Source organism: Aequorivita nionensis (assembly GCF_046352995.1).
Lineage (GTDB): Bacteria > Bacteroidota > Bacteroidia > Flavobacteriales > Flavobacteriaceae > Aequorivita > Aequorivita nionensis.
On the sequence record NZ_CP130281.1, the window covers coordinates 580,308 to 597,630 of the forward strand.

The 17,323-nt window shown below is 39.8% G+C and carries 18 protein-coding genes and 1 tRNA gene; 9 read left to right on the forward strand and 10 right to left on the reverse strand.

The window, feature by feature from the left end:
* Window positions 1-34 precede the first annotated feature (34 nt).
* From Q2U82_RS02645 to Q2U82_RS02660, 4 genes are all read left to right on the forward strand, one after another.
* Entirely contained in the window at window positions 35-2,401 is a 2,367-nt protein-coding gene (locus Q2U82_RS02645; protein ID WP_410006185.1) for a TonB-dependent receptor, read from the forward strand.
* A gap of 116 nt (window positions 2,402-2,517) precedes the next feature.
* Entirely contained in the window at window positions 2,518-3,387 is an 870-nt protein-coding gene (locus tag Q2U82_RS02650; protein WP_410006186.1) for a hemin ABC transporter substrate-binding protein, read from the forward strand.
* A 76-nt stretch (window positions 3,388-3,463) separates the two neighbouring features.
* Window positions 3,464-4,486: a FecCD family ABC transporter permease gene (locus Q2U82_RS02655; RefSeq protein WP_410006187.1), complete on the forward strand. Its 1,023-nt coding sequence runs from the start codon at window positions 3,464-3,466 to the stop codon at window positions 4,484-4,486.
* Between the two features lie 2 nt (window positions 4,487-4,488).
* Entirely contained in the window at window positions 4,489-5,265 is a 777-nt protein-coding gene (locus Q2U82_RS02660) for a heme ABC transporter ATP-binding protein (protein WP_410006188.1), read from the forward strand.
* Window positions 5,266-5,324: 59 nt separating this feature from the next.
* On the opposite strand, the gene Q2U82_RS02665 is transcribed toward Q2U82_RS02660, so the two are convergent.
* A complete protein-coding gene (locus Q2U82_RS02665; protein WP_410006189.1) occupies window positions 5,325-6,371 on the reverse strand; it encodes a T9SS type A sorting domain-containing protein in 1,047 nt (348 codons plus the stop codon).
* Between the two features lie 145 nt (window positions 6,372-6,516).
* Between Q2U82_RS02665 and Q2U82_RS02670 the strand changes: the two genes are divergently transcribed.
* The 3 genes from Q2U82_RS02670 to Q2U82_RS02680 all read left to right on the forward strand — a co-directional run bounded on the left by Q2U82_RS02670 (window position 6,517) and on the right by Q2U82_RS02680 (window position 7,774).
* Entirely contained in the window at window positions 6,517-6,984 is a 468-nt protein-coding gene (locus Q2U82_RS02670; RefSeq protein ID WP_410006190.1) for an STM3941 family protein, read from the forward strand.
* Between the two features lie 103 nt (window positions 6,985-7,087).
* The gene (locus Q2U82_RS02675; RefSeq protein WP_410006191.1) at window positions 7,088-7,477 is read left to right on the forward strand and encodes a VOC family protein; all 390 of its coding nucleotides are present in this window, start codon (window positions 7,088-7,090) and stop codon (window positions 7,475-7,477) included.
* A 90-nt stretch (window positions 7,478-7,567) separates the two neighbouring features.
* Window positions 7,568-7,774 (forward strand): DUF2945 domain-containing protein, encoded by a 207-nt coding sequence (locus tag Q2U82_RS02680; protein ID WP_410006192.1) that lies wholly within the window; start codon window positions 7,568-7,570, stop codon window positions 7,772-7,774.
* 9 nt (window positions 7,775-7,783) lie between these two features.
* Here the strand turns inward: Q2U82_RS02680 and Q2U82_RS02685 are convergent, their stop codons facing one another.
* The 6 genes from Q2U82_RS02685 to Q2U82_RS02710 form a co-directional block, all read right to left on the reverse strand.
* Complete coding sequence (locus Q2U82_RS02685) at window positions 7,784-8,305, reverse strand: DUF1697 domain-containing protein (RefSeq protein WP_410006193.1); 522 nt, start codon at window positions 8,303-8,305, stop codon at window positions 7,784-7,786.
* A 1-nt stretch (window position 8,306) separates the two neighbouring features.
* The gene (locus Q2U82_RS02690) at window positions 8,307-8,576 is read right to left on the reverse strand and encodes a type II toxin-antitoxin system RelE/ParE family toxin (protein ID WP_410006194.1); all 270 of its coding nucleotides are present in this window, start codon (window positions 8,574-8,576) and stop codon (window positions 8,307-8,309) included.
* Window positions 8,566-8,811 carry a hypothetical protein gene (locus Q2U82_RS02695; RefSeq protein WP_045079110.1) on the reverse strand — a complete coding sequence of 82 codons (246 nt, stop codon included), beginning with the start codon at window positions 8,809-8,811 and terminating at the stop codon, window positions 8,566-8,568. Before Q2U82_RS02695 ends, Q2U82_RS02690 begins: the two co-directional genes overlap by 11 nt.
* 58 nt (window positions 8,812-8,869) lie before the next feature.
* Window positions 8,870-10,135: an NAD(P)/FAD-dependent oxidoreductase gene (locus Q2U82_RS02700; protein ID WP_045079109.1), complete on the reverse strand. Its 1,266-nt coding sequence runs from the start codon at window positions 10,133-10,135 to the stop codon at window positions 8,870-8,872.
* A complete protein-coding gene (locus tag Q2U82_RS02705) occupies window positions 10,132-11,526 on the reverse strand; it encodes a pyridoxal phosphate-dependent decarboxylase family protein (RefSeq protein ID WP_410007118.1) in 1,395 nt (464 codons plus the stop codon). The genes Q2U82_RS02700 and Q2U82_RS02705 overlap by 4 nt, the downstream gene beginning before the upstream one ends.
* Before the next feature lie 172 nt (window positions 11,527-11,698).
* Complete coding sequence (locus tag Q2U82_RS02710; protein ID WP_410006195.1) at window positions 11,699-13,168, reverse strand: T9SS type A sorting domain-containing protein; 1,470 nt, start codon at window positions 13,166-13,168, stop codon at window positions 11,699-11,701.
* Window positions 13,169-13,267: 99 nt separating this feature from the next.
* On the opposite strand from Q2U82_RS02710, the gene Q2U82_RS02715 reads away from it, so the two are divergent.
* Window positions 13,268-14,308 (forward strand): endonuclease/exonuclease/phosphatase family protein, encoded by a 1,041-nt coding sequence (locus Q2U82_RS02715; RefSeq protein ID WP_410006196.1) that lies wholly within the window; start codon window positions 13,268-13,270, stop codon window positions 14,306-14,308.
* 125 nt (window positions 14,309-14,433) lie between these two features.
* Here the strand turns inward: Q2U82_RS02715 and Q2U82_RS02720 are convergent.
* The 3 genes from Q2U82_RS02720 to Q2U82_RS02730 all read right to left on the reverse strand — a co-directional run bounded on the left by Q2U82_RS02720 (window position 14,434) and on the right by Q2U82_RS02730 (window position 15,807).
* Window positions 14,434-14,515, reverse strand: a tRNA-Leu gene (locus Q2U82_RS02720).
* Window positions 14,516-14,620: 105 nt separating this feature from the next.
* Window positions 14,621-15,115 carry a hypothetical protein gene (locus Q2U82_RS02725; protein ID WP_410006197.1) on the reverse strand — a complete coding sequence of 165 codons (495 nt, stop codon included), beginning with the start codon at window positions 15,113-15,115 and terminating at the stop codon, window positions 14,621-14,623.
* Window positions 15,115-15,807 (reverse strand): aspartyl/asparaginyl beta-hydroxylase domain-containing protein, encoded by a 693-nt coding sequence (locus tag Q2U82_RS02730; RefSeq protein ID WP_410006198.1) that lies wholly within the window; start codon window positions 15,805-15,807, stop codon window positions 15,115-15,117. Before Q2U82_RS02730 ends, Q2U82_RS02725 begins: the two co-directional genes overlap by 1 nt.
* Window positions 15,808-15,878: 71 nt before the next feature.
* Between Q2U82_RS02730 and Q2U82_RS02735 the strand changes: the two genes are divergently transcribed.
* Window positions 15,879-17,267 carry a dipeptidase gene (locus tag Q2U82_RS02735; protein ID WP_410006199.1) on the forward strand — a complete coding sequence of 463 codons (1,389 nt, stop codon included), beginning with the start codon at window positions 15,879-15,881 and terminating at the stop codon, window positions 17,265-17,267.
* Window positions 17,268-17,323 lie beyond the last annotated feature (56 nt).

The window sequence follows — 17,323 nt, forward strand, 5'->3', positions numbered from 1 at the left end:
GTAGCACATTTCCCAATTATAAAACTTTTAAAAAATGACAAAACTTTATTTGTCCCTTTTGGGACTGCTTATTACTGTATCTGTATTTGGTCAAGACAAACTTTCTGGAAAAATATATGATGCAGCCAACAACAATCCTTTGGTCGGGGCCAAAATAGAAATGAACGGCGCAGAGGTTTCCAGCACAGATGCTAGCGGAAAATTTACAGTTCCTTGTTCTGGAAACCAAACGATCACCATCAGTTATATTGGTTTTGAAACAACCAGCATTAATGTTAAGAACTGTTCGGAATTTTTGAATATCGGTTTAAAAACTTCTATAAACGCACTGGATGAAGTACAACTTAGCGGCACTTTTGACAACAACAAAAAAGTACTTGAAAAACCGCTTTCGGTAATTCATTTGGAAGAAAAAGAATTGGATCGCGGCACCGGATTGTATCTTGACGATGCAATAAACGCAAACGTTCCCGGAGTAACTATGAACCGTAGAGCGGTTTCGTCTGGGCAACAATTCAATATTCGCGGTTATGGCAATGGGGTTGGTTTTCGTGGAGCGAACAACAATTTTGACGGACAAGGCTACAAAGTGTATTACAACAACATTCCTCTTACAGATGCTGAAGGAATCACACTTTTGGACGATATTGACTTCGGTTCCATTGGTTCTGTGGACGTAATTAAAGGGCCAGCCGGTTCGCTATATGGTTTCGCTATTGCTGGAGTTGTAAACCTCACCACCATTCGTCCAGAAAAAGGGCAATCTTCCCTAAGTGAAAAAGTGACTGTTGGAAGCTACGGTTTGGCGCGGTTTACTACCCAATTACAAATGGGTCTTGAAAAATCTTCCGTTTTATTGAATTACGGACACCAGATTTCTGAAGGATATTTAGACCATAACGCTTCCACCAAAGACTTTTTAAATGCCGTTTTGGATTTTCACCCAAGTGAAAAACAAACCGTAAGCACTTATTTTGGTTTCAGCAATAGTTATGACGAACGCGGAGGGGAACTAACCATTGGCCAATACGACACCTTGGATTACAGTGGAAACGCGCGTTACATAAAAAACAACGCCCATAGTGAAGTGATAAGCTTCCGTGCAGGTTTAAGCCACAAATATGATTTCACCAAATGGCTTTCAAATACCACAACCGTTTATGGTTCTGGATTGAACACGAATGCAAGCTCCGCAGGCGGTTGGACGGATAAAGACCCAATCAATTATGGAACATGTGTTACTTTCGATCTTAACTTCGATTTAAGCGAAGACTTCAGTCTTTCGGGAGTTGCTGGGCTTGAATTTCAAGAGCAACGTTCACAATCCATTAGCTATGGAATGATTGAAAATCCCAACGACCCTGAAGGTTATAACATCATTGGCGCTGTGCGAAGCAACCAATATTCAAAATCGAAGAACAAATCGCTTTTCACCGAATGGATTTTGAAAATGCCTTATGATATTTCCTTCACCGCCGGAGTTGGAAAAAGTTCTATGAACCTTGATCTTGAAGACCGCGCCTTCGATCCTACGAGTGGAAAGCCACAAATAATTTCAGCAAATTATGAAGATTTGTTTTCGCCACATTTCGCGGTGAACAAAATCTTTAACGATAATATTTCAGTATATGCTTCATATAGCAAAGGCTACAAAGCGCCTGTTAGCGGAAACGTGATTATTGGAACTACGGGCGAATTGAATACAGGTCTTGAGCCAGAAGAAGGCGACCAGTTCGAAATTGGTTCAAAAGGAAATCTTTTAAACAGCAAATTGCATTATGAAGTCGCTTTGTTTCAAGCGAAATTTAAAAATAAATTTACATCTGTTGCTGTTCCAGCAGGTGATGGCACCACGCTTTATTCATACATAGCGAATGGCGGAGAATTGAACAATAAAGGCGTGGAAGCATTAGTAAAATACACCGCTTATGAGTCTGAAACAGGTTTCTTCGGAAATGTTAGCCCCTATGTGAATTTGGCTTATTCAGATTTTAAGTATGAAGATTTCAGTTATGCTTCCGTAGGAAGAGATGGCACATTAACGGAATCCAATTACGACGGAAAAGCCGTTGCAGGCGTTGCGCCATGGGTTGTAAATGCTGGGGTTGATTTCAATACAAACCTTGGACTTTATGGAACCGTGAACTATTCATATCACGATCCAGTTCCTTTTACTTCTGATGGTTTGAATGTGGCAGATAGCTATAGTTTGCTAAATGCAAAACTTGGCTACAGAATGAGTTTTGGCCATTTTGACCTTGATGCTTATGCAGGCGCCGATAACATTACTGGCGAGAAATATTACATCATGCTTTTCTTAAACCAATTGGATGATGCATACATTCCTGCACCTTTGGATACCGTTTTTTATGGCGGTCTTAATTTGAAATACAACTTTTAATTTTAGTTTGTTTAGTGTTGATTTTGTCCACTAGAGTGCAGTTGAAAAAATTATAAAGAATTCTCGACTGCGCTCGAACGGGCAATATGATGACTAAAATTTTAAAAAAAGCAACAATGAAAAACACAATACTGCTGCTATTTGTAGCAATAAGTCTTTCCTCTTGCGGAAGGTTTGGCAATGAAGACAAAAAGAAAGATCACGAGGAGCGAATCGTGTGCATTTCAAAACAATACAGCGAAATAATTTATGCGCTCGGCGCCGAAGAAAATATAGTTGCCGTAGATGTTTCCAGCACTTATCCGCCCGAAATAAAGGATTTGCCAACCATAGGCTATCATCGTGCCCTTGCTGCGGAACCGATTCTTTCTATGAAACCAACCCTTATTTTGGAAGACAACAACATTGGCCCCGAACATGTGGTTACACAGTTGAAGGATTTAAAGATTCCTATGAAGCAATTCGGGCATTATGAAAATACCATTGCCGGAACTGATTCTTTAATTCGCGAAATGGGCAGCTATTTTCACAAAGAAAAAAAAGCTGAAGAGCTCTGCAAAAAGTTGGATGCGGATATGAATTACGCCAAACAACAGGCGCTTTGGTATGAAAAGAAACCAAAGGTTTTAGTGATCCATTTTGGACAGGCAAACAATATTTATTTGGTAATGACCAAAAACAGCACTGCTGGAAAACTGATAGATTGGGCCGGTGGCGAAATGGCCGTTGAAGGCGAACGCGGGATGACACAATTTTCTCCAGAAGTAGTGGCCCAAAGTGATCCAGACGTAATTTTACTTACCGATTTCGGATACGACAAATTAGGCTCTACAGAAGGAGTAGGCACGCTTCCCGGAATTTCCAGCACCAGAGCCTTTAAAGAAGGGAAAGTGTATCGCGTTGAGGAACACGATATGGTTTATTTAGGGCCAAGAACTGGCGAGAATGTGGTTGCATTGCAGAAATTAATTCACCCTGAAAAGTAGTTTTTTTAGTGGCAGTTTGCAGTTGCAGTAGGCAGGGATTAGGGAAAAATAAATTTTGAATCTTGAATAATAAATTTTGAATATAACTAAAGCGACATTTCCGATACTGGTAATCCTTTTGGTTGTCATTACTTTTTTCTCCATTAGTTATGGGGCGGTCTCTATTTCTATGGAAGAAATAATTTCTTCTTTGAAAAAGTATTTTACCAACCCGGAAAGTATGGATCTCACCGAACGTATTTTTATGGAAATACGTTTGCCGAGAGCAATACTCTGCATTTTTGTAGGCGCAAGTTTAGCCGTTGGCGGAACTTTATTGCAGGCACTTTTTAGAAACCCAATTGTAGAACCGGGACTTATCGGCACTTCCTGCGGCGCAGCTTTTGGGGCCGCACTTTATTTTGCTTTGGGTGCAAGTTTTGGTTTCACCGTTGGCAAATGGACTTTGCCATTGGCAGCTTGTTTGGGTGCTTTGTTATCAACCGGAATGGTTTTTTTCCTTTCACAATCGCGTAATAGCGGGAAAAGTTCTATTGTAGCGTTGTTGCTTACGGGCATTGCAATAAACGCTTTGTTTTTAAGCGGGGTTGGATTTTTAAGCTATATAGCCCGTGACCCACAAGCGCGTTCTATCGTTTTTTGGAATCTCGGGACTTTGAGCGGCGCCAATTGGACTTCCGTTTTAATAGTTGGAATTTCAACCGTCGGAACCATTTTAATTTCCCTTCGCTACGCAAAACATTTAAACGCACTGATGATTGGCGAAGAAGAAGCTCAATTTCTCGGCGTAAATATAAAAAGTCTTAAATGGAAAGTCTTGCTCATCAACGTAATTATGGTAGCTGTGGCAACGGCTTTTGTAGGGGTTATCAGTTTTGTGGGCCTAATTGTACCGCATCTTTTACGAATTATAAATGGAAGTGATAACCGTCATTTAATTAGAAATAGCGCGCTCTTAGGTGGCGTATTGCTCTGTGTGGCAGATTTGCTCTCAAGAATGTTACTTCGCCCGGCGGAACTTCCTATTGGCATTGTGACTTCAGTAGTTGGTGTGCCAATTTTTATTTTTTTATTACAACGGAAAAATTACTTTTTTTAAAAATGATAAAGGCCCATAACATATCGTATAAAATAGGAAACAAGCCCATCCTCAAAGACATTTGCGTGAGTTTTCAACCTGGAAAAATAAACCTCATCCTCGGGCCAAATGGCGCGGGAAAATCTACGCTTGTAAAAGTAATTTGCAACCAACTGAAACCGCAAGAAGGAACTGTTTTCTATGAAGGAATCGATATCAAGAATACTTCAGTGGCAGAACTCGCGAAAGTACGTGCGGTACTTTCACAAAACACCGAGCTCGCTTTTCCACTAAAAGTAAAAGAGGTTGTAACTATGGGTCGCTACCCACATTTTTCGGTAAATCCAACTGCCAAAGACGAACAGGCAGTGCAAGAAGCAATGCATTTTTTTGATGTAGAAGAAATGGCAGACCGAGATTATCTAACCTTAAGCGGAGGTGAAAAACAACGGGTACACTTTGCCCGCGTGGTTTCGCAAATATGGTATCCTTCGGGAAAAGGTTGTAGGTATTTAGTATTGGATGAACCTTTAACTTTTTTGGATGTACATTACCAATTTCAGTTTATGCACAAATTGCGTGAGCTATTAAAAAAACAGGATTTGGTAATTGTTGGTGTGGTTCATGACCTCAACCTAGCCGCTAAATTTGCTGACCATTTGGTTTTGTTGAACAATGGTGAACTTTTAGCTTCTGGCACAAAAGAAGAAGTGCTTAACGCAGAAAACATGAAAACCGCCTACCGTTTAGAACCCGTAATCCATAATGACGAACGGGGAATGTATTTGTTTTTTGAATAAAAAAGCCCCCGAGTCACAACTCCCGGAAGCTTTTTTCCCTCACATAATTAAACCTAAAACTACTCCTTCATTATCTTTTTTGTGGTGATGCCATTTTCAGTTTCTAGTTGAAGTATATACATACCTTTGGCAAGATTTTCTATATTTATTTTGCCATTTTCAAGGGTTGCGCCTGTATCTCTTCCCAAAACGTCATAAAGAATAGCATTCTTTAGCGCCAAAGTTTGTAGGCTTTTAATATTTATAGTGGTGGTGGTAGGATTTGGGTACACTGAAAAAGATTCCAAATTCTGGTCCTCTACCCCAAGTTCGTCTTCTTTAATAACGAATAAACTATATTTTCTGGAGCCCCCAAAACCAAGTTCGGTAACTGCGCCAGTAGTAGTATTGACCGTATTGAAATAAGACCAGATTACCCCATTTCTGTTCTGAAGCACTGTGTAGAGTACATTTGTGCTATGGTCCACGGAAAACCCACTGCGCACCGGATAAAGCCCGCCGGGGTACATATTCCCCACGCTGGTGCCCACGCCAGTGGAAATGTCAATTGTAAAAAGATCGCCAGAAACCGCGTCAGCAGCATATACTATTCCATTGTTATCAATTTCCATTGCCACAACGTTTGGGATTCCCGTACCTGTGCCTATTTCGGTTAAAACACCCGTAGCGAGATTAATCGAATAAAAATGTGACCCGTTCTCGTTATTGGGATCTGAACTTATGGCGTAAAAAGTATCGTTGGTATAGTTATAAGATAATTGGCTCATAAACTGACCGCCCACAATCCCCGAAACCGTGGCCGCATAATTGACAGCCCCAGTATTAAGGTCAACAATTCCCAAAACATAATCTGGAGCTTGATATACAAAAGTGTACATTACACCCTGATTGTTGTAATCTCCGCCCAGCATCGTAAAGGCATTCCCGGTAATGACGGTTGCCAGAGGATAATAAGGCCCCGCAACGGGAATGGTGCCAAACTGGCCTGGGTTGGTAAAGGTTTCCATTACATAAAAATCTGAGGCGGTCTTGCCTAAATCCTGAGCTTGGGCAGTGTTTGCGATCACTGTAACACAAAAAGCAAAATGAAGAATAATTTTTTTCATGATTAAAATTTTTAAAGGATTATACTCCTATATCGAAGAAGCTTAAAAATGTCATCAATTATTTGGGAAGAAAATTTGTAGATTTAAATACTTTATATATCGAAATGATTTATACCAACCTTTTATAAACCCAATAACAAATTAAATGACAGAAAAAGAAATACTATTAAAACCCAAAAAACTAACCACCATAATACTTCTTCTAATAAGTTCTCTATTTGTAATTGCAGGATTAATTGTGATGAAAGAAGAAACTTTTATAAAATGGGGCACAATACTATTTTTTGGTTTAGGGGTTATTGTATTTACTATTCAATTATTCCCAAATTCAAGTTATTTAAAGTTAACTAAAGAGGGATTTGAAGTAAGGTCTTTGTATCATTCCCATTTTACGAAATGGTCAGATGTAAATTGTTTCGAAATCCTCGTTATTAGATTCAACACCTTGGTCGTGTTCAACTATAACGACAATCATAAAAAACATACTACAGGAAAGAAAATTGCAAGGTCCCTTTCCAAAAATCAAGGAGCATTGCCAGATAACTATGGAATGAAAGCCATAAAACTTGTGGAGCTGATGAATGAATGGAAATTTAAAAATGTGAAAGCATAGTATCGACAACACTTGCTACAGTGCGTTTTTAACGCGTGGCTACGCAGAACAAGTACTTCTTCTCCTAAAACAACAACTTAAAAAGTGTATTAACTATTTAAAAATGACAAAAATAGACTCCATAATAGCAGTAAAAGATGTAGAAGCAAGTGCCCAGTGGTATCAAACAATATTGGGTTGTAAAAGAAAACATGGCAGAGATGAATTTGCAGTCTTAGTTTCCGAAGATAATGAGGTATTGCTCTGCCTCCACAAATGGGGCGCCCATGAACACCCAACGATGAAAGACCCCAATATTCCAATCGGGAACGGGCTTATCCTTTACTATAAAACGGAAGACATCAACACGATAAGGCATAACGTTGAAAAATTGGGCCATCCCGTGGAAGAAGAAATACACCTAAACACAAATTCCACAAAAAAGGAATTTTCACTACGCGACCCAGACGGTTACTTTTTAACTATCACCGAATACCACAATTACGAAGGTTAAAACAAAGCTAAAAGCAATAGACAGCTTTCCAAAAAACCCAACAAATCCCTATCTTTAGATTAAAAGAAAAATTAATTTAAAAGAATTGTCATGAAAAATTATAAGGTAGGCGACCACGTAAAATGGAACTCAGAGGCCGGGGAAGTATCCGGAAAAATAATTAAAGTACACCATTCAGATTTTCAGTACAAGGGCTACACCCACCACGCCAGCAAGGATGATCCGCAGTACGAAATAAAAAGCGACAAGACAGACCACATTGCGGCACATAAGGGTTCCGCACTTTCAAAAGTTTAAAGAAGAGACTTATTTTGCAAGTTCAATAAGTTTCGCGAGGGTGCGATAGTTTCGGGTAGTGGCGGCAACTCCCAGTTTTTTCTCAAAAAAGTTGTTGTTGCATTTGGCAACACCATATCCTTTGGAAGCAAAAAGATAAACGCAATTTTCAGTAATATTGAATTCTTCGCCGGAGTATGCCTCTTGGCTTACTTTTTCCATTAAATTTTTTGCGGGCGGTTCATTGAGCAAGATAAAATAGGAAGCCTTTTTCTTTTCTTCGGAAAATGGACAGGCCGCAAGAATCCTTTCAATCTCAGAAGCTGTTTTTACCAATACGGGAACTTCAAACCCGAACGATTTCTGTATGCCCTTGCTGATTTTTTCAGTTAAACCGTTTTTAGATTCCGATGCAAATACAACGTTTCCGCTCTGTATGTAAGTAACAACATCAGCCAACCCCAACTCCTCAAAAAGTAGTTTTAGGTCCGCCATTTTCATCTGTTTGTTGCCCACGTTTATTCCACGCAGCAGAGCGATGTAGGTTTGCATATTAATAGGATTGGTGTTGGTGTAAAACTCTCCAAATTCTTATTTCATTATCCTTGATCTCGTAATGCAAAGAAAAACGGAAATGCTCTAAAGCAACAACCCGAATAGAATCATACTTAATCTGGAATGCTTGCGGCATCAACTTTACAACTTCTAATGTATTAAAGATATCATCTAAGAACAGATCTCCTTTTTGAGCAAGATCATATTGGCATTTCGCCCTATAAATATCAAGCTTGGCATCCTCCGAAAAGAATATTTTATCTGCCATAGTTCTTTTTTATTTCCTCAGAACTATACCATTTTAACTTCCCTTCTGCATCGCGTTTCTTTAATACATCTATCATAGCCTTATATTCCTCACTTGGCTCTGCCAAACGTAGTGCGGTTTCTTCTAAAGACCATTCAATAAAATTTTTAAGAGAACGTTTGTTCATTTTGGCTTGGTCTTCTAAAATAGCTATCGTTTTATCATCCAGTTCGATCAATTTTTTTGTCTTTCCCATTGTATATAGATTATATATATCAAATATATACAAACAGTATAACAAAACAATAAAGTAATTAAAGATTTTGCGAAACGATATACCCGCCCGTCCAAGCATTTTGAAAGTTGAAGCCGCCCGTAATAGCATCTATATTAAGCACTTCGCCAGCAAAGTAAAGGTTTTTGCAAATTCTGCTTTCGAAGGTTTTGAAGTTTATTTCCTTTAAATCTACGCCCCCAGCGGTTACAAACTCTTCTTTAAAAGTACTTTTCCCATTTACCTCAAAAATTCCAGCGGTAAGTTGGTTTGCGATGTTCTGAAGATTTTCCCGCGTGGCATCGCCCCAAGTAAGGGTTTCGGCAATTCCGGAGGCTTTTACCAGACTTTGCCAAAGCCGTTTCGGGAGGTCGAACTGTGCATATTTGAAAATAGTTTGCTTTCCTTGGATATTTTTTATTTCCTTTAAAGAATCCAAAACTTCTTCTTCGGAAAGGTTATTTAACCAATTCACCTCAATATTGAAATGATATTTTAAAGGCTCCAACAATCGCGCGCCCCAAGCCGAAAGTTTTAAGATTGCGGGGCCGCTCATTCCCCAGTGGGTAATTAACAATGGACCTTCATTTTCCAAAATCCCCCTTCCGTCTTCCGCCCTTTGGGGGCGGAAGCCACCTTCCCCCGATTGGGGGAAGGAACCCGTTAAAATTTTAATTCGTGCATTCGTGGTAATTCCAGCAAGATCAGCAATCCGTACATCCTTAATATTAAAAGTGAAAAGTGACGGAACCGCCGGCACAATAGTATGCCCCAAACATTCCAGCAATTGCCAGATTTTTGGATTGCTACCCGTTGCAACCACAACTTTTGGTACGGAAAAAGTCTCGGTAGTTGTATTTATTGTGAAATGATCCGCCTCTTTTTGAATCTCTTTTACAGATTGATTAAGAAGAATCTCAACCCCCAAACGCTTTGTTTCGGAAAGAAAACAATCGATTATCGTTTGCGAAGAATCCGAGACTGGAAACATACGTCCATCTTCTTCAATTTTTAGCTCCACTCCCCTTTTTTCAAACCAGGCAATGGTATCGCCAGTCATAAACGTGTGGAACGGCCCCAAAAGTTCCTTTTCGCCCCGCGGATAGTTTTGCGTCAATTCTTTTGGGAGAAATTCGGCGTGGGTGACATTGCAGCGTCCGCCGCCGGAAACTTTCACTTTAGTGAGCACTTCCTTTCCGCGTTCGAGAATTATAATTTTAAGTTTCGGATTATTTTCAGCAGCATTGATTGCCGTGAAAAAGCCCGCAGCACCGCCGCCAATTATTATGACATCGGCCTGTTTCAAGCCAGGACTTTTTCTTCCGCAAATGATTCGCAGAGAGTGATGGTTTCCTTTACATCATCAAGTGTTGTTCGCGGATTTATCAAACACATTCTTAAAACAACTTGTCCGTTAAGTACTGTAGTTACAAGCAAAGCCTGTTTTGAATCGACCACATTTTTGGAAATTCGTTGGTTCAGTTCATCTAGTTTTTTTTCTGAAAGTTTATTTCCAATAGGGTTATATCTAAAGTTGATCACAGCCAAAGTTGCGGGTGAAATCACTTCCCAATTGGAGCTTTTTCGAAGAAATGCTTCCGTAGCCTCGGCCAATTTCACGTTATATGAAATCGCTTTTCGGAATTCGCCCATTCCAAAGGTTTTTACTGACATGTAAAACTTCAATGCCCGGAAACGGCGCGTCAACTCAATGCCGTGGTCGTAAAAATTTATTTCGGAAGTATTGCCTTCAATATCACGTAAATATTCGGGTTTTTCGGTGAAAGTTCCTTTTAGCCATTTGTGGTTTTTAATCAACAAACAACCGATTTCGTACGGCTGGAAAAACCATTTGTGGGGGTCCACGGTAAGCGAATCGGCCTTTTCAATTCCCTTTAATAGTTGTTTTCCATTTTCGGCAAGAATTGCAAACCCGCCGTAAGCGCCGTCAATGTGGAACCAAATATCTTCCTTTTTACAAATTTTCGCAATATCAGAAAGTGGGTCAACCGTTCCCGTATTTGTGGTTCCGGCTGTTGCAATCAGGCAAAAAGGCTGCAAGCCTTCCAAACGGTCCTTTGCGATTGCGTTTTTCAGTTTATTCAATGAAAATTTGAATTCGCTATCCGTGGGAATCACGCGGATCTGTTCCTTTCTGAAACCCAAAACACGAATCGCCTTTATATTTGAAGAGTGCGCCTGGTCAGAAAGATAAATTACGGCCTTGCTGAAATCATCACCGCACTTTACGGAACGCGCAGTAACTAATGCGGTTAAATTGGCCATGGAACCACCACTGGTAAAAATTCCCCCACCCTTTTTCTGCGGAAAGCCGAACATTTTCAACAGCCAGTTCATCGCTACGATTTCCATTTCTGCAGCAGCTGGCGAAGCTGCCCAACCCCCGGAAAATATATTGAACCCAGAAGCCAAACTATCGGCCATCGCGCTGATATAGTTGCTCGGGCCTGGCACGAAGGAATATGACTTTGGATGCGAAACAATGTTGCTTTTGGTCATTACTTCGTCCAATACAAAATTTAGCACCTTTCTTGGGTCACTGGGTTTTTCGGGTGCTTCTTCCAGAAACAAATCCTCCATTTCTTCACGGGATCCCGAAACCACGGGCAGCTTTTCGTGCTGGGTTGCAAAGTGTTCCACAATGGCATCAACCACCTCATAACCATAAGTTTTCATTTCCTCTTTACTCAATTCCAGCGTAGCTTTATTCTGAATTTTCACGTGTTTGTTTTTTGAATTTTTTGAAAGTGCAAAATTACGGTTTTAACAAAGGAATTTCGGTCTTTAAACCAATAAAAAATGCCTTGACTTTTCGTCAAGGCATTTTAAAATTTTGGGTTTTCAGTGATTATTCAACAATCATTTTCTTTGTAACAGTTTGCGAATCATTGCTGAAATTCACAAAATACAATCCTGAAGGAAGATTTATATTTAAAGTGTTTTGCCCTTCGGAAATGGTTTCGGAAACAATCAAATTGCCCTGTACACCATAGATTTCAACTGTTGAAAACGAAAAGATATTGTTGAAATTGATTTTATTTTTTACAGGATTTGGATAAAAACTGAAGTTTTCAAAAGCATTATCCGCAATGCCCAAAACGCCACATTCAAATGGATCAAAAACAACTTCTCCCAAAGCTGGATCATCTACTATGTGAAAAATAACATCTTCAACTTGTTGCTCAGTGCTTTGTTGATTTTCAATCCAGCAATTGTGTTTTGCTGAAATTGTGTTTGCCGTATTGTTGTAAAGCGCATACACTTGGCCGCCATTTTCGTTTTCAGCAAAAACATTTTGGCCAGGATTGTTTGTATCGTCGCCAAGATTTGCGGATGCCGAACCTTGAAGCGTTATTCCCCAAAGGTTTCTTCTTATTTCATTACCCGAAATAATCACATCTTCACTCGCAGTGGAACTATTAAGGTTGATACCGCTTCCGCCAAGATTTGGATCGCCCTGAATATTGTTGTCTTCAATAATGTTGTTTGTAATTTCCGCAGAATCATTTATTCCGAGAATTGTAATTCCATAACGATTGCCTCGAATGATGTTGTTATCGATCACCACGTTTACATTACCGCCCACAAAGTTGGCAATGGCAATACCGCCGGCTTGTTCCAAAGCAGGGTCGCCGATGATAGTATTTTGAATAATTTCCAAAGGCTCATTGGCCAAGGTTGTACCCAAATTTATTTGCGGACGGTTGCTGTTGGCTTGGTTGTTCCCTTCAATCATATTATTGAAAATATATGCCGAAACAGCCGAATTTGCTGCGGAACCAATAGCTGGATTTTCATTGAAAGAAATGGTGTTATTTGTAATCTGCGGCATTCCTCGCGAAAGTTGAATAACTGCACTCGTAGTTGCACCCGAAACATTGTTTGTAAGCGTACAATTATCTATCGAAAACGTCTCGGTCAGAACACGAAGTCCGCCGCCATATTCAATAGTGGCATTACTGATATTTATAGTTGAAAATTCCTCAAAACGGAAACCGTCATATGGGGCATTTTCATCCAAAGCTGTAATGGTTACCGCGTTTGAATTTATCGTAAATGTTCCAAAAACCGTGACAAGCTTCGCATCATCAATTAAAAGCGTCAAATCCGAATCTATTATTACCGTATCATTTTCTGAAATAGTGAGATTTCCCAAAAGCGTATATTCACTTGCAGATATCGTGATGGTTGTTGGGCTAGCCGCAGCAATATCGGCCAGCGTCCAAGTTACGCCCGTGTTTGGGGTTGTATAGTCTTGCGCAATTGCAATTGTGAAAGTTAAAAGAACCAATAAGGTACTGAGGATAATTTTTTTCATGGGTTTGTTTTTTTTTGAAGCCGTAAAAATAGGGATATGTGTTTAAGCAAAAAAGATATTTGTATGCTTTAGCATTTTGAAAAAAACTAACTTTGGAAAATGATTCTATACATCCTGATAATCTTCTTTATCATCAGCCCCTTTTTTCCAGCTACCGGAAATCCGCATTGGTTTTTTAGAACTGCGGATTTTGTGAGGCTTCAATCATTGTTGATTCAATGTATTTTATTGGGCTTATTTATCTATTTCGAAGAAAACTTTACTGTTTTTAGTTGGATATTGCTTGTGGCGCTGATTGCAACCATGTTGTATCAACTTTATAAAGTATTTCCCTACAGTTCCCTTTTCCCTAGAAGAAGATCGCACGCCACGAGTGATGGTCAAGTTTCAATTTTAGCGGGAAATGTGCTGCAGACCAATTCCTGCTACCCAGATTTTTTGAATGAAGTGAAACGATTTAATCCAGATTTGGTGCTAACAATGGAATCAAACAAAGACTGGGAAAATTGTCTTTCCGAGATTGAAAAAAACTATCCGTTCACCGTAAAAGTACCTTTGGAAAATTTTTACGGAATGCATGTTTATTCTAAAAAGGAATTAAAAAATGTGGAAGTAAAATATCAGATTGAGGACGATAAACCTTCCATTTTTTTTGATTTTCCAATAGAAGGAAATAAATCAATTTTCTTTTGCTGCCTACATCCCGCGCCACCCAGTCCAACCGAAAACGAAACTTCAAAAGAGCGCGATGCCGAACTGATGCTAACCGGAAAAAGAATTCGTGATTTGGACAAACCCACCGTGGTTTGTGGCGATATGAACGATGTGGTTTGGAGCCGCACCACCCGACTTTTCAAAAAAATGACTGGAATGATCGATCCGCGTGTGGGTCGCGGTTTCTTTTCAACATATAATGCCAATTACTTTTTTCTTCGTTTTCCGTTGGACCATCTTTTTCATACCCGCGATTTGTACGTTGGGAAAATGGTTCGATCCAAAAACTTTGGCAGCGACCATTTTGCGATGTATTATGAAATTCATCATAAAAAAAAAGTCCAGACCCCAAAAAACCCAAAACTGAACGGAGATGATAAAGAGGAGATTGAGGAGTTGATTGAAAATGGAAAGAATAATCATTAAAAAAAGCCCCAGTTTCCACTGAAGCTTTTGCTTTGTACAGGCCCATCGGCTGCGCTCAGGATAAACTCCGAGACTCAATTTTGTAAAACAAAAAAGCCTCCCAATTATGGGAAGCTTTTAACTTGTACAGGCGGAGAGACTCGAACTCTCACACCTCACGGCACTAGATCCTAAGTCTAGCGTGTCTACCAATTCCACCACGCCTGCATCAAAATCCTTTACAACACTTAGGACATATTGTAAAAGGAGTGCAAATATAAATAATACTTCTAAATGATCGCCAACTTATTTTGAAAATTTTTTGAAGGTTTTTTATTCGCGAAGCCAAGCTTTCATTTTGGGGAATGCATCCTTACCTTCCACGTCAGTAAGTCCCATCCATTGCAATAGCGGCAAACCCATATAGTTTTTACCCTCAAACTGTTCCCGAAGCCAGATTGCTTCCCCTTTATAACCGTCCTCGTGAAAAACAATTTCGGGAGCCAAACCTATTTTCTTCGCTGCGGCATAAGACCATAACAATACCGCTATTTCATCACCAGCCTTTTCTGCATTGTTTTCAATTACGTTATCGTTTAAGCCATTTCGCTCTTCTGATTTTGTTACCGCAATATGTCCCGCTTCGTGCACTAAATCGCCAGGGTATTTAAGCTTTTGCAAATCAATTTGCAGGACGCCATTTTTAATTTGGATACCGGGCAAAAAGGTTTCTGTTTCAATTTCGGTGAAATTATATTGAATGGAAATTTCATCAAAAAACTGAAAAATCCGTTCCAAAATCGAGTCACGTTCTTTCCCCTGTTCCATTAAAGCTCCTTTTGTAATTGCAGTATCATTTCCCTGGAAATTTCAGTATCCATCAATTTCAATTGTTCAATCATTTGCAGTTTTGTTTCTCGGGAATATTCAGGTTGGACGTTTTCAGCTTCAAAATTATAGCCACTTTCCGCAAATAATTTATCAGACCAATCATTGCGCAAGCAGTCCATCACCAAGTGGATTCTATCGGTTTTTCCTTCGTTGCGAACGCTGTGCGGCAAGTTGAAATTGCCGTACCAACATTCTTCGGGAAGCATTTTTACTTCCTCATAATTGATAAAAAAATGAACCCCTTTATTCGTAACAATTGGAATATGAATTCTGAAAATCCCATCTTCATAGCCCAGATTATAATCCGTGTGCTCTTTTATTACGCTACCCGGTTTTAAATTCAGAAGCCGGATGGATTCCTTTTCGCATTCAAAAGAATCGATAATCGCTTTGAAATAGGTGCATTTTTGAAGCAGCTCCGTGTCCTTATATTTTTTTTCGGTTTGTGGAAGCGCAAAAATATTGTTTGTTTCACCGTTTGGGGAACGCAGGGAGATGGAAGTCCAATCGCCCGAATAATCATTTTTGTTGAAGTGTGAAGTGAATTCATACTTTTTACATACCTCCAAATCCTTAAGAAGTTTTTCTTCCGAAAAGTGAAAAGGCAATTTCAAAAAAGCAGTTTTCATAAAATGAAAGCGTTGGTTCACCTGCCAAATTACGGCATTTTTAGTACTTTTAGAAAAAATAATATATCAGAATGAAAAGTGCAAAACCTTATATTGAAAAAAACAAAGAACGGTTTTTGGATGAATTGATCGAACTGTTGAAAATACCTTCCATCAGCGCCGATTCAGCTTACAAAAAAGACGTTTTAAAAACTGCGGAAGCCGTAAAAAAGCAACTCGAAAAAGCAGGCTGCGATTCGGTCGAAATCTGTGAAACGCCCGGTTACCCAATTGTTTACGGCGAAAAGATAATTGATAAAAAACTGCCGACCATTTTGGTTTACGGCCATTACGACGTGCAACCGCCAGATCCGTTGGATTTGTGGGAAAGTCCGCCGTTTGAGCCGGTCATCAAAAAAACAAAATTGCATCCCGAAGGCGCCATTTTTGCACGTGGAAGTTGTGACGATAAAGGCCAAATGTATATGCACGTAAAGGCTTTGGAATATATGACCAAAACCGACCAACTGCCCTGCAACGTAAAATTTATGATCGAGGGCGAGGAAGAAGTGGGCAGCAGCAGTTTGGAATGGTTCGTTACCAAAAACAAAAAGAAATTGGCCAATGATGTTATCTTGATCAGTGACACGGGAATGATTGCTAAAGACGTTCCATCAATAACAACGGGGCTTCGCGGCCTGAGTTATGTGGAAGTGGAAGTCACCGGACCAAACCGTGATCTGCACAGTGGATTGTACGGAGGCGCAGTGGCAAACCCGATAAACGTTTTGACAAAAATGATTGCATCGCTTCACGATAAAAACAATCATATCACCATTCCGGGGTTTTATGATGATGTGGAAAAACTTTCCAAAAAGGAACGCGAGAAAATGGCGGAAGCGCCCTTCAGTCTTGAAAATTATAAGAAAGCATTGGACATTGACGCAGTTTATGGCGAAAAGGGATATTCCACCAACGAACGCAATAGTATCCGCCCAACTTTGGACGTAAACGGAATTTGGGGCGGCTACATAGGCGAAGGTGCAAAAACAGTTATTGCGAGTAAAGCATTTGCGAAAATAAGTATGCGTTTGGTGCCAAACCAAGACTGGAAAAAGATTACCGAGCTTTTCAAAAAACACTTTGAAAGTATCGCTCCCGAAGGCGTTCGGGTAAAAGTGAAACCGCACCACGGCGGGCAGGCTTACGTTACACCAATTGATAGTTTGGGTTATAAAGCTGCCGAAAAAGCGTATGAGGAAACTTTTGGGAAAACCCCAATTCCACAGCGCAGTGGCGGAAGTATTCCAATTGTTGCGCTGTTTGAAAAAGAACTGAAAAGCAAAACCATTTTAATGGGCTTCGGTTTGGACAGCGATGCCATCCACTCGCCCAACGAACATTTTGGGGTTTGGAATTATTTAAAAGGAATTGAAACCATTCCTCAGTTCTATCATTTTTTTACTGAGATGAGCAAGTAAGTTTCAGATTGAGCGTAGCCGAGAATTCTCAGTTCTCGACTGCGCTCGAACTGACA

What these genes read in the sequence shown, in the direction of transcription:
- Q2U82_RS02645 (WP_410006185.1), top strand. Translation starts at nt 35, where the DNA reads ATGACAAAACTTTATTTGTCCCTTTTGGGACTGCTTATTACTGTATCT.
- Q2U82_RS02650 (WP_410006186.1), top strand. Translation starts at nt 2,518, where the DNA reads ATGAAAAACACAATACTGCTGCTATTTGTAGCAATAAGTCTTTCCTCT.
- Q2U82_RS02660 (WP_410006188.1), top strand. Translation starts at nt 4,489, where the DNA reads ATGATAAAGGCCCATAACATATCGTATAAAATAGGAAACAAGCCCATC.
- Q2U82_RS02665 (WP_410006189.1), bottom strand. Translation starts at nt 6,371, where the DNA reads ATGAAAAAAATTATTCTTCATTTTGCTTTTTGTGTTACAGTGATCGCA.
- Q2U82_RS02670 (WP_410006190.1), top strand. Translation starts at nt 6,517, where the DNA reads ATGACAGAAAAAGAAATACTATTAAAACCCAAAAAACTAACCACCATA.
- Q2U82_RS02675 (WP_410006191.1), top strand. Translation starts at nt 7,088, where the DNA reads ATGACAAAAATAGACTCCATAATAGCAGTAAAAGATGTAGAAGCAAGT.
- Q2U82_RS02680 (WP_410006192.1), top strand. Translation starts at nt 7,568, where the DNA reads ATGAAAAATTATAAGGTAGGCGACCACGTAAAATGGAACTCAGAGGCC.
- Q2U82_RS02685 (WP_410006193.1), bottom strand. Translation starts at nt 8,305, where the DNA reads ATGCAAACCTACATCGCTCTGCTGCGTGGAATAAACGTGGGCAACAAA.
- Q2U82_RS02690 (WP_410006194.1), bottom strand. Translation starts at nt 8,576, where the DNA reads ATGGCAGATAAAATATTCTTTTCGGAGGATGCCAAGCTTGATATTTAT.
- Q2U82_RS02695 (WP_045079110.1), bottom strand. Translation starts at nt 8,811, where the DNA reads ATGGGAAAGACAAAAAAATTGATCGAACTGGATGATAAAACGATAGCT.
- Q2U82_RS02705 (WP_410007118.1), bottom strand. Translation starts at nt 11,526, where the DNA reads ATGAAAACTTATGGTTATGAGGTGGTTGATGCCATTGTGGAACACTTT.
- Q2U82_RS02710 (WP_410006195.1), bottom strand. Translation starts at nt 13,168, where the DNA reads ATGAAAAAAATTATCCTCAGTACCTTATTGGTTCTTTTAACTTTCACA.
- Q2U82_RS02715 (WP_410006196.1), top strand. Translation starts at nt 13,268, where the DNA reads ATGATTCTATACATCCTGATAATCTTCTTTATCATCAGCCCCTTTTTT.
- Q2U82_RS02725 (WP_410006197.1), bottom strand. Translation starts at nt 15,115, where the DNA reads ATGGAACAGGGGAAAGAACGTGACTCGATTTTGGAACGGATTTTTCAG.
- Q2U82_RS02730 (WP_410006198.1), bottom strand. Translation starts at nt 15,807, where the DNA reads ATGAAAACTGCTTTTTTGAAATTGCCTTTTCACTTTTCGGAAGAAAAA.
- Q2U82_RS02735 (WP_410006199.1), top strand. Translation starts at nt 15,879, where the DNA reads ATGAAAAGTGCAAAACCTTATATTGAAAAAAACAAAGAACGGTTTTTG.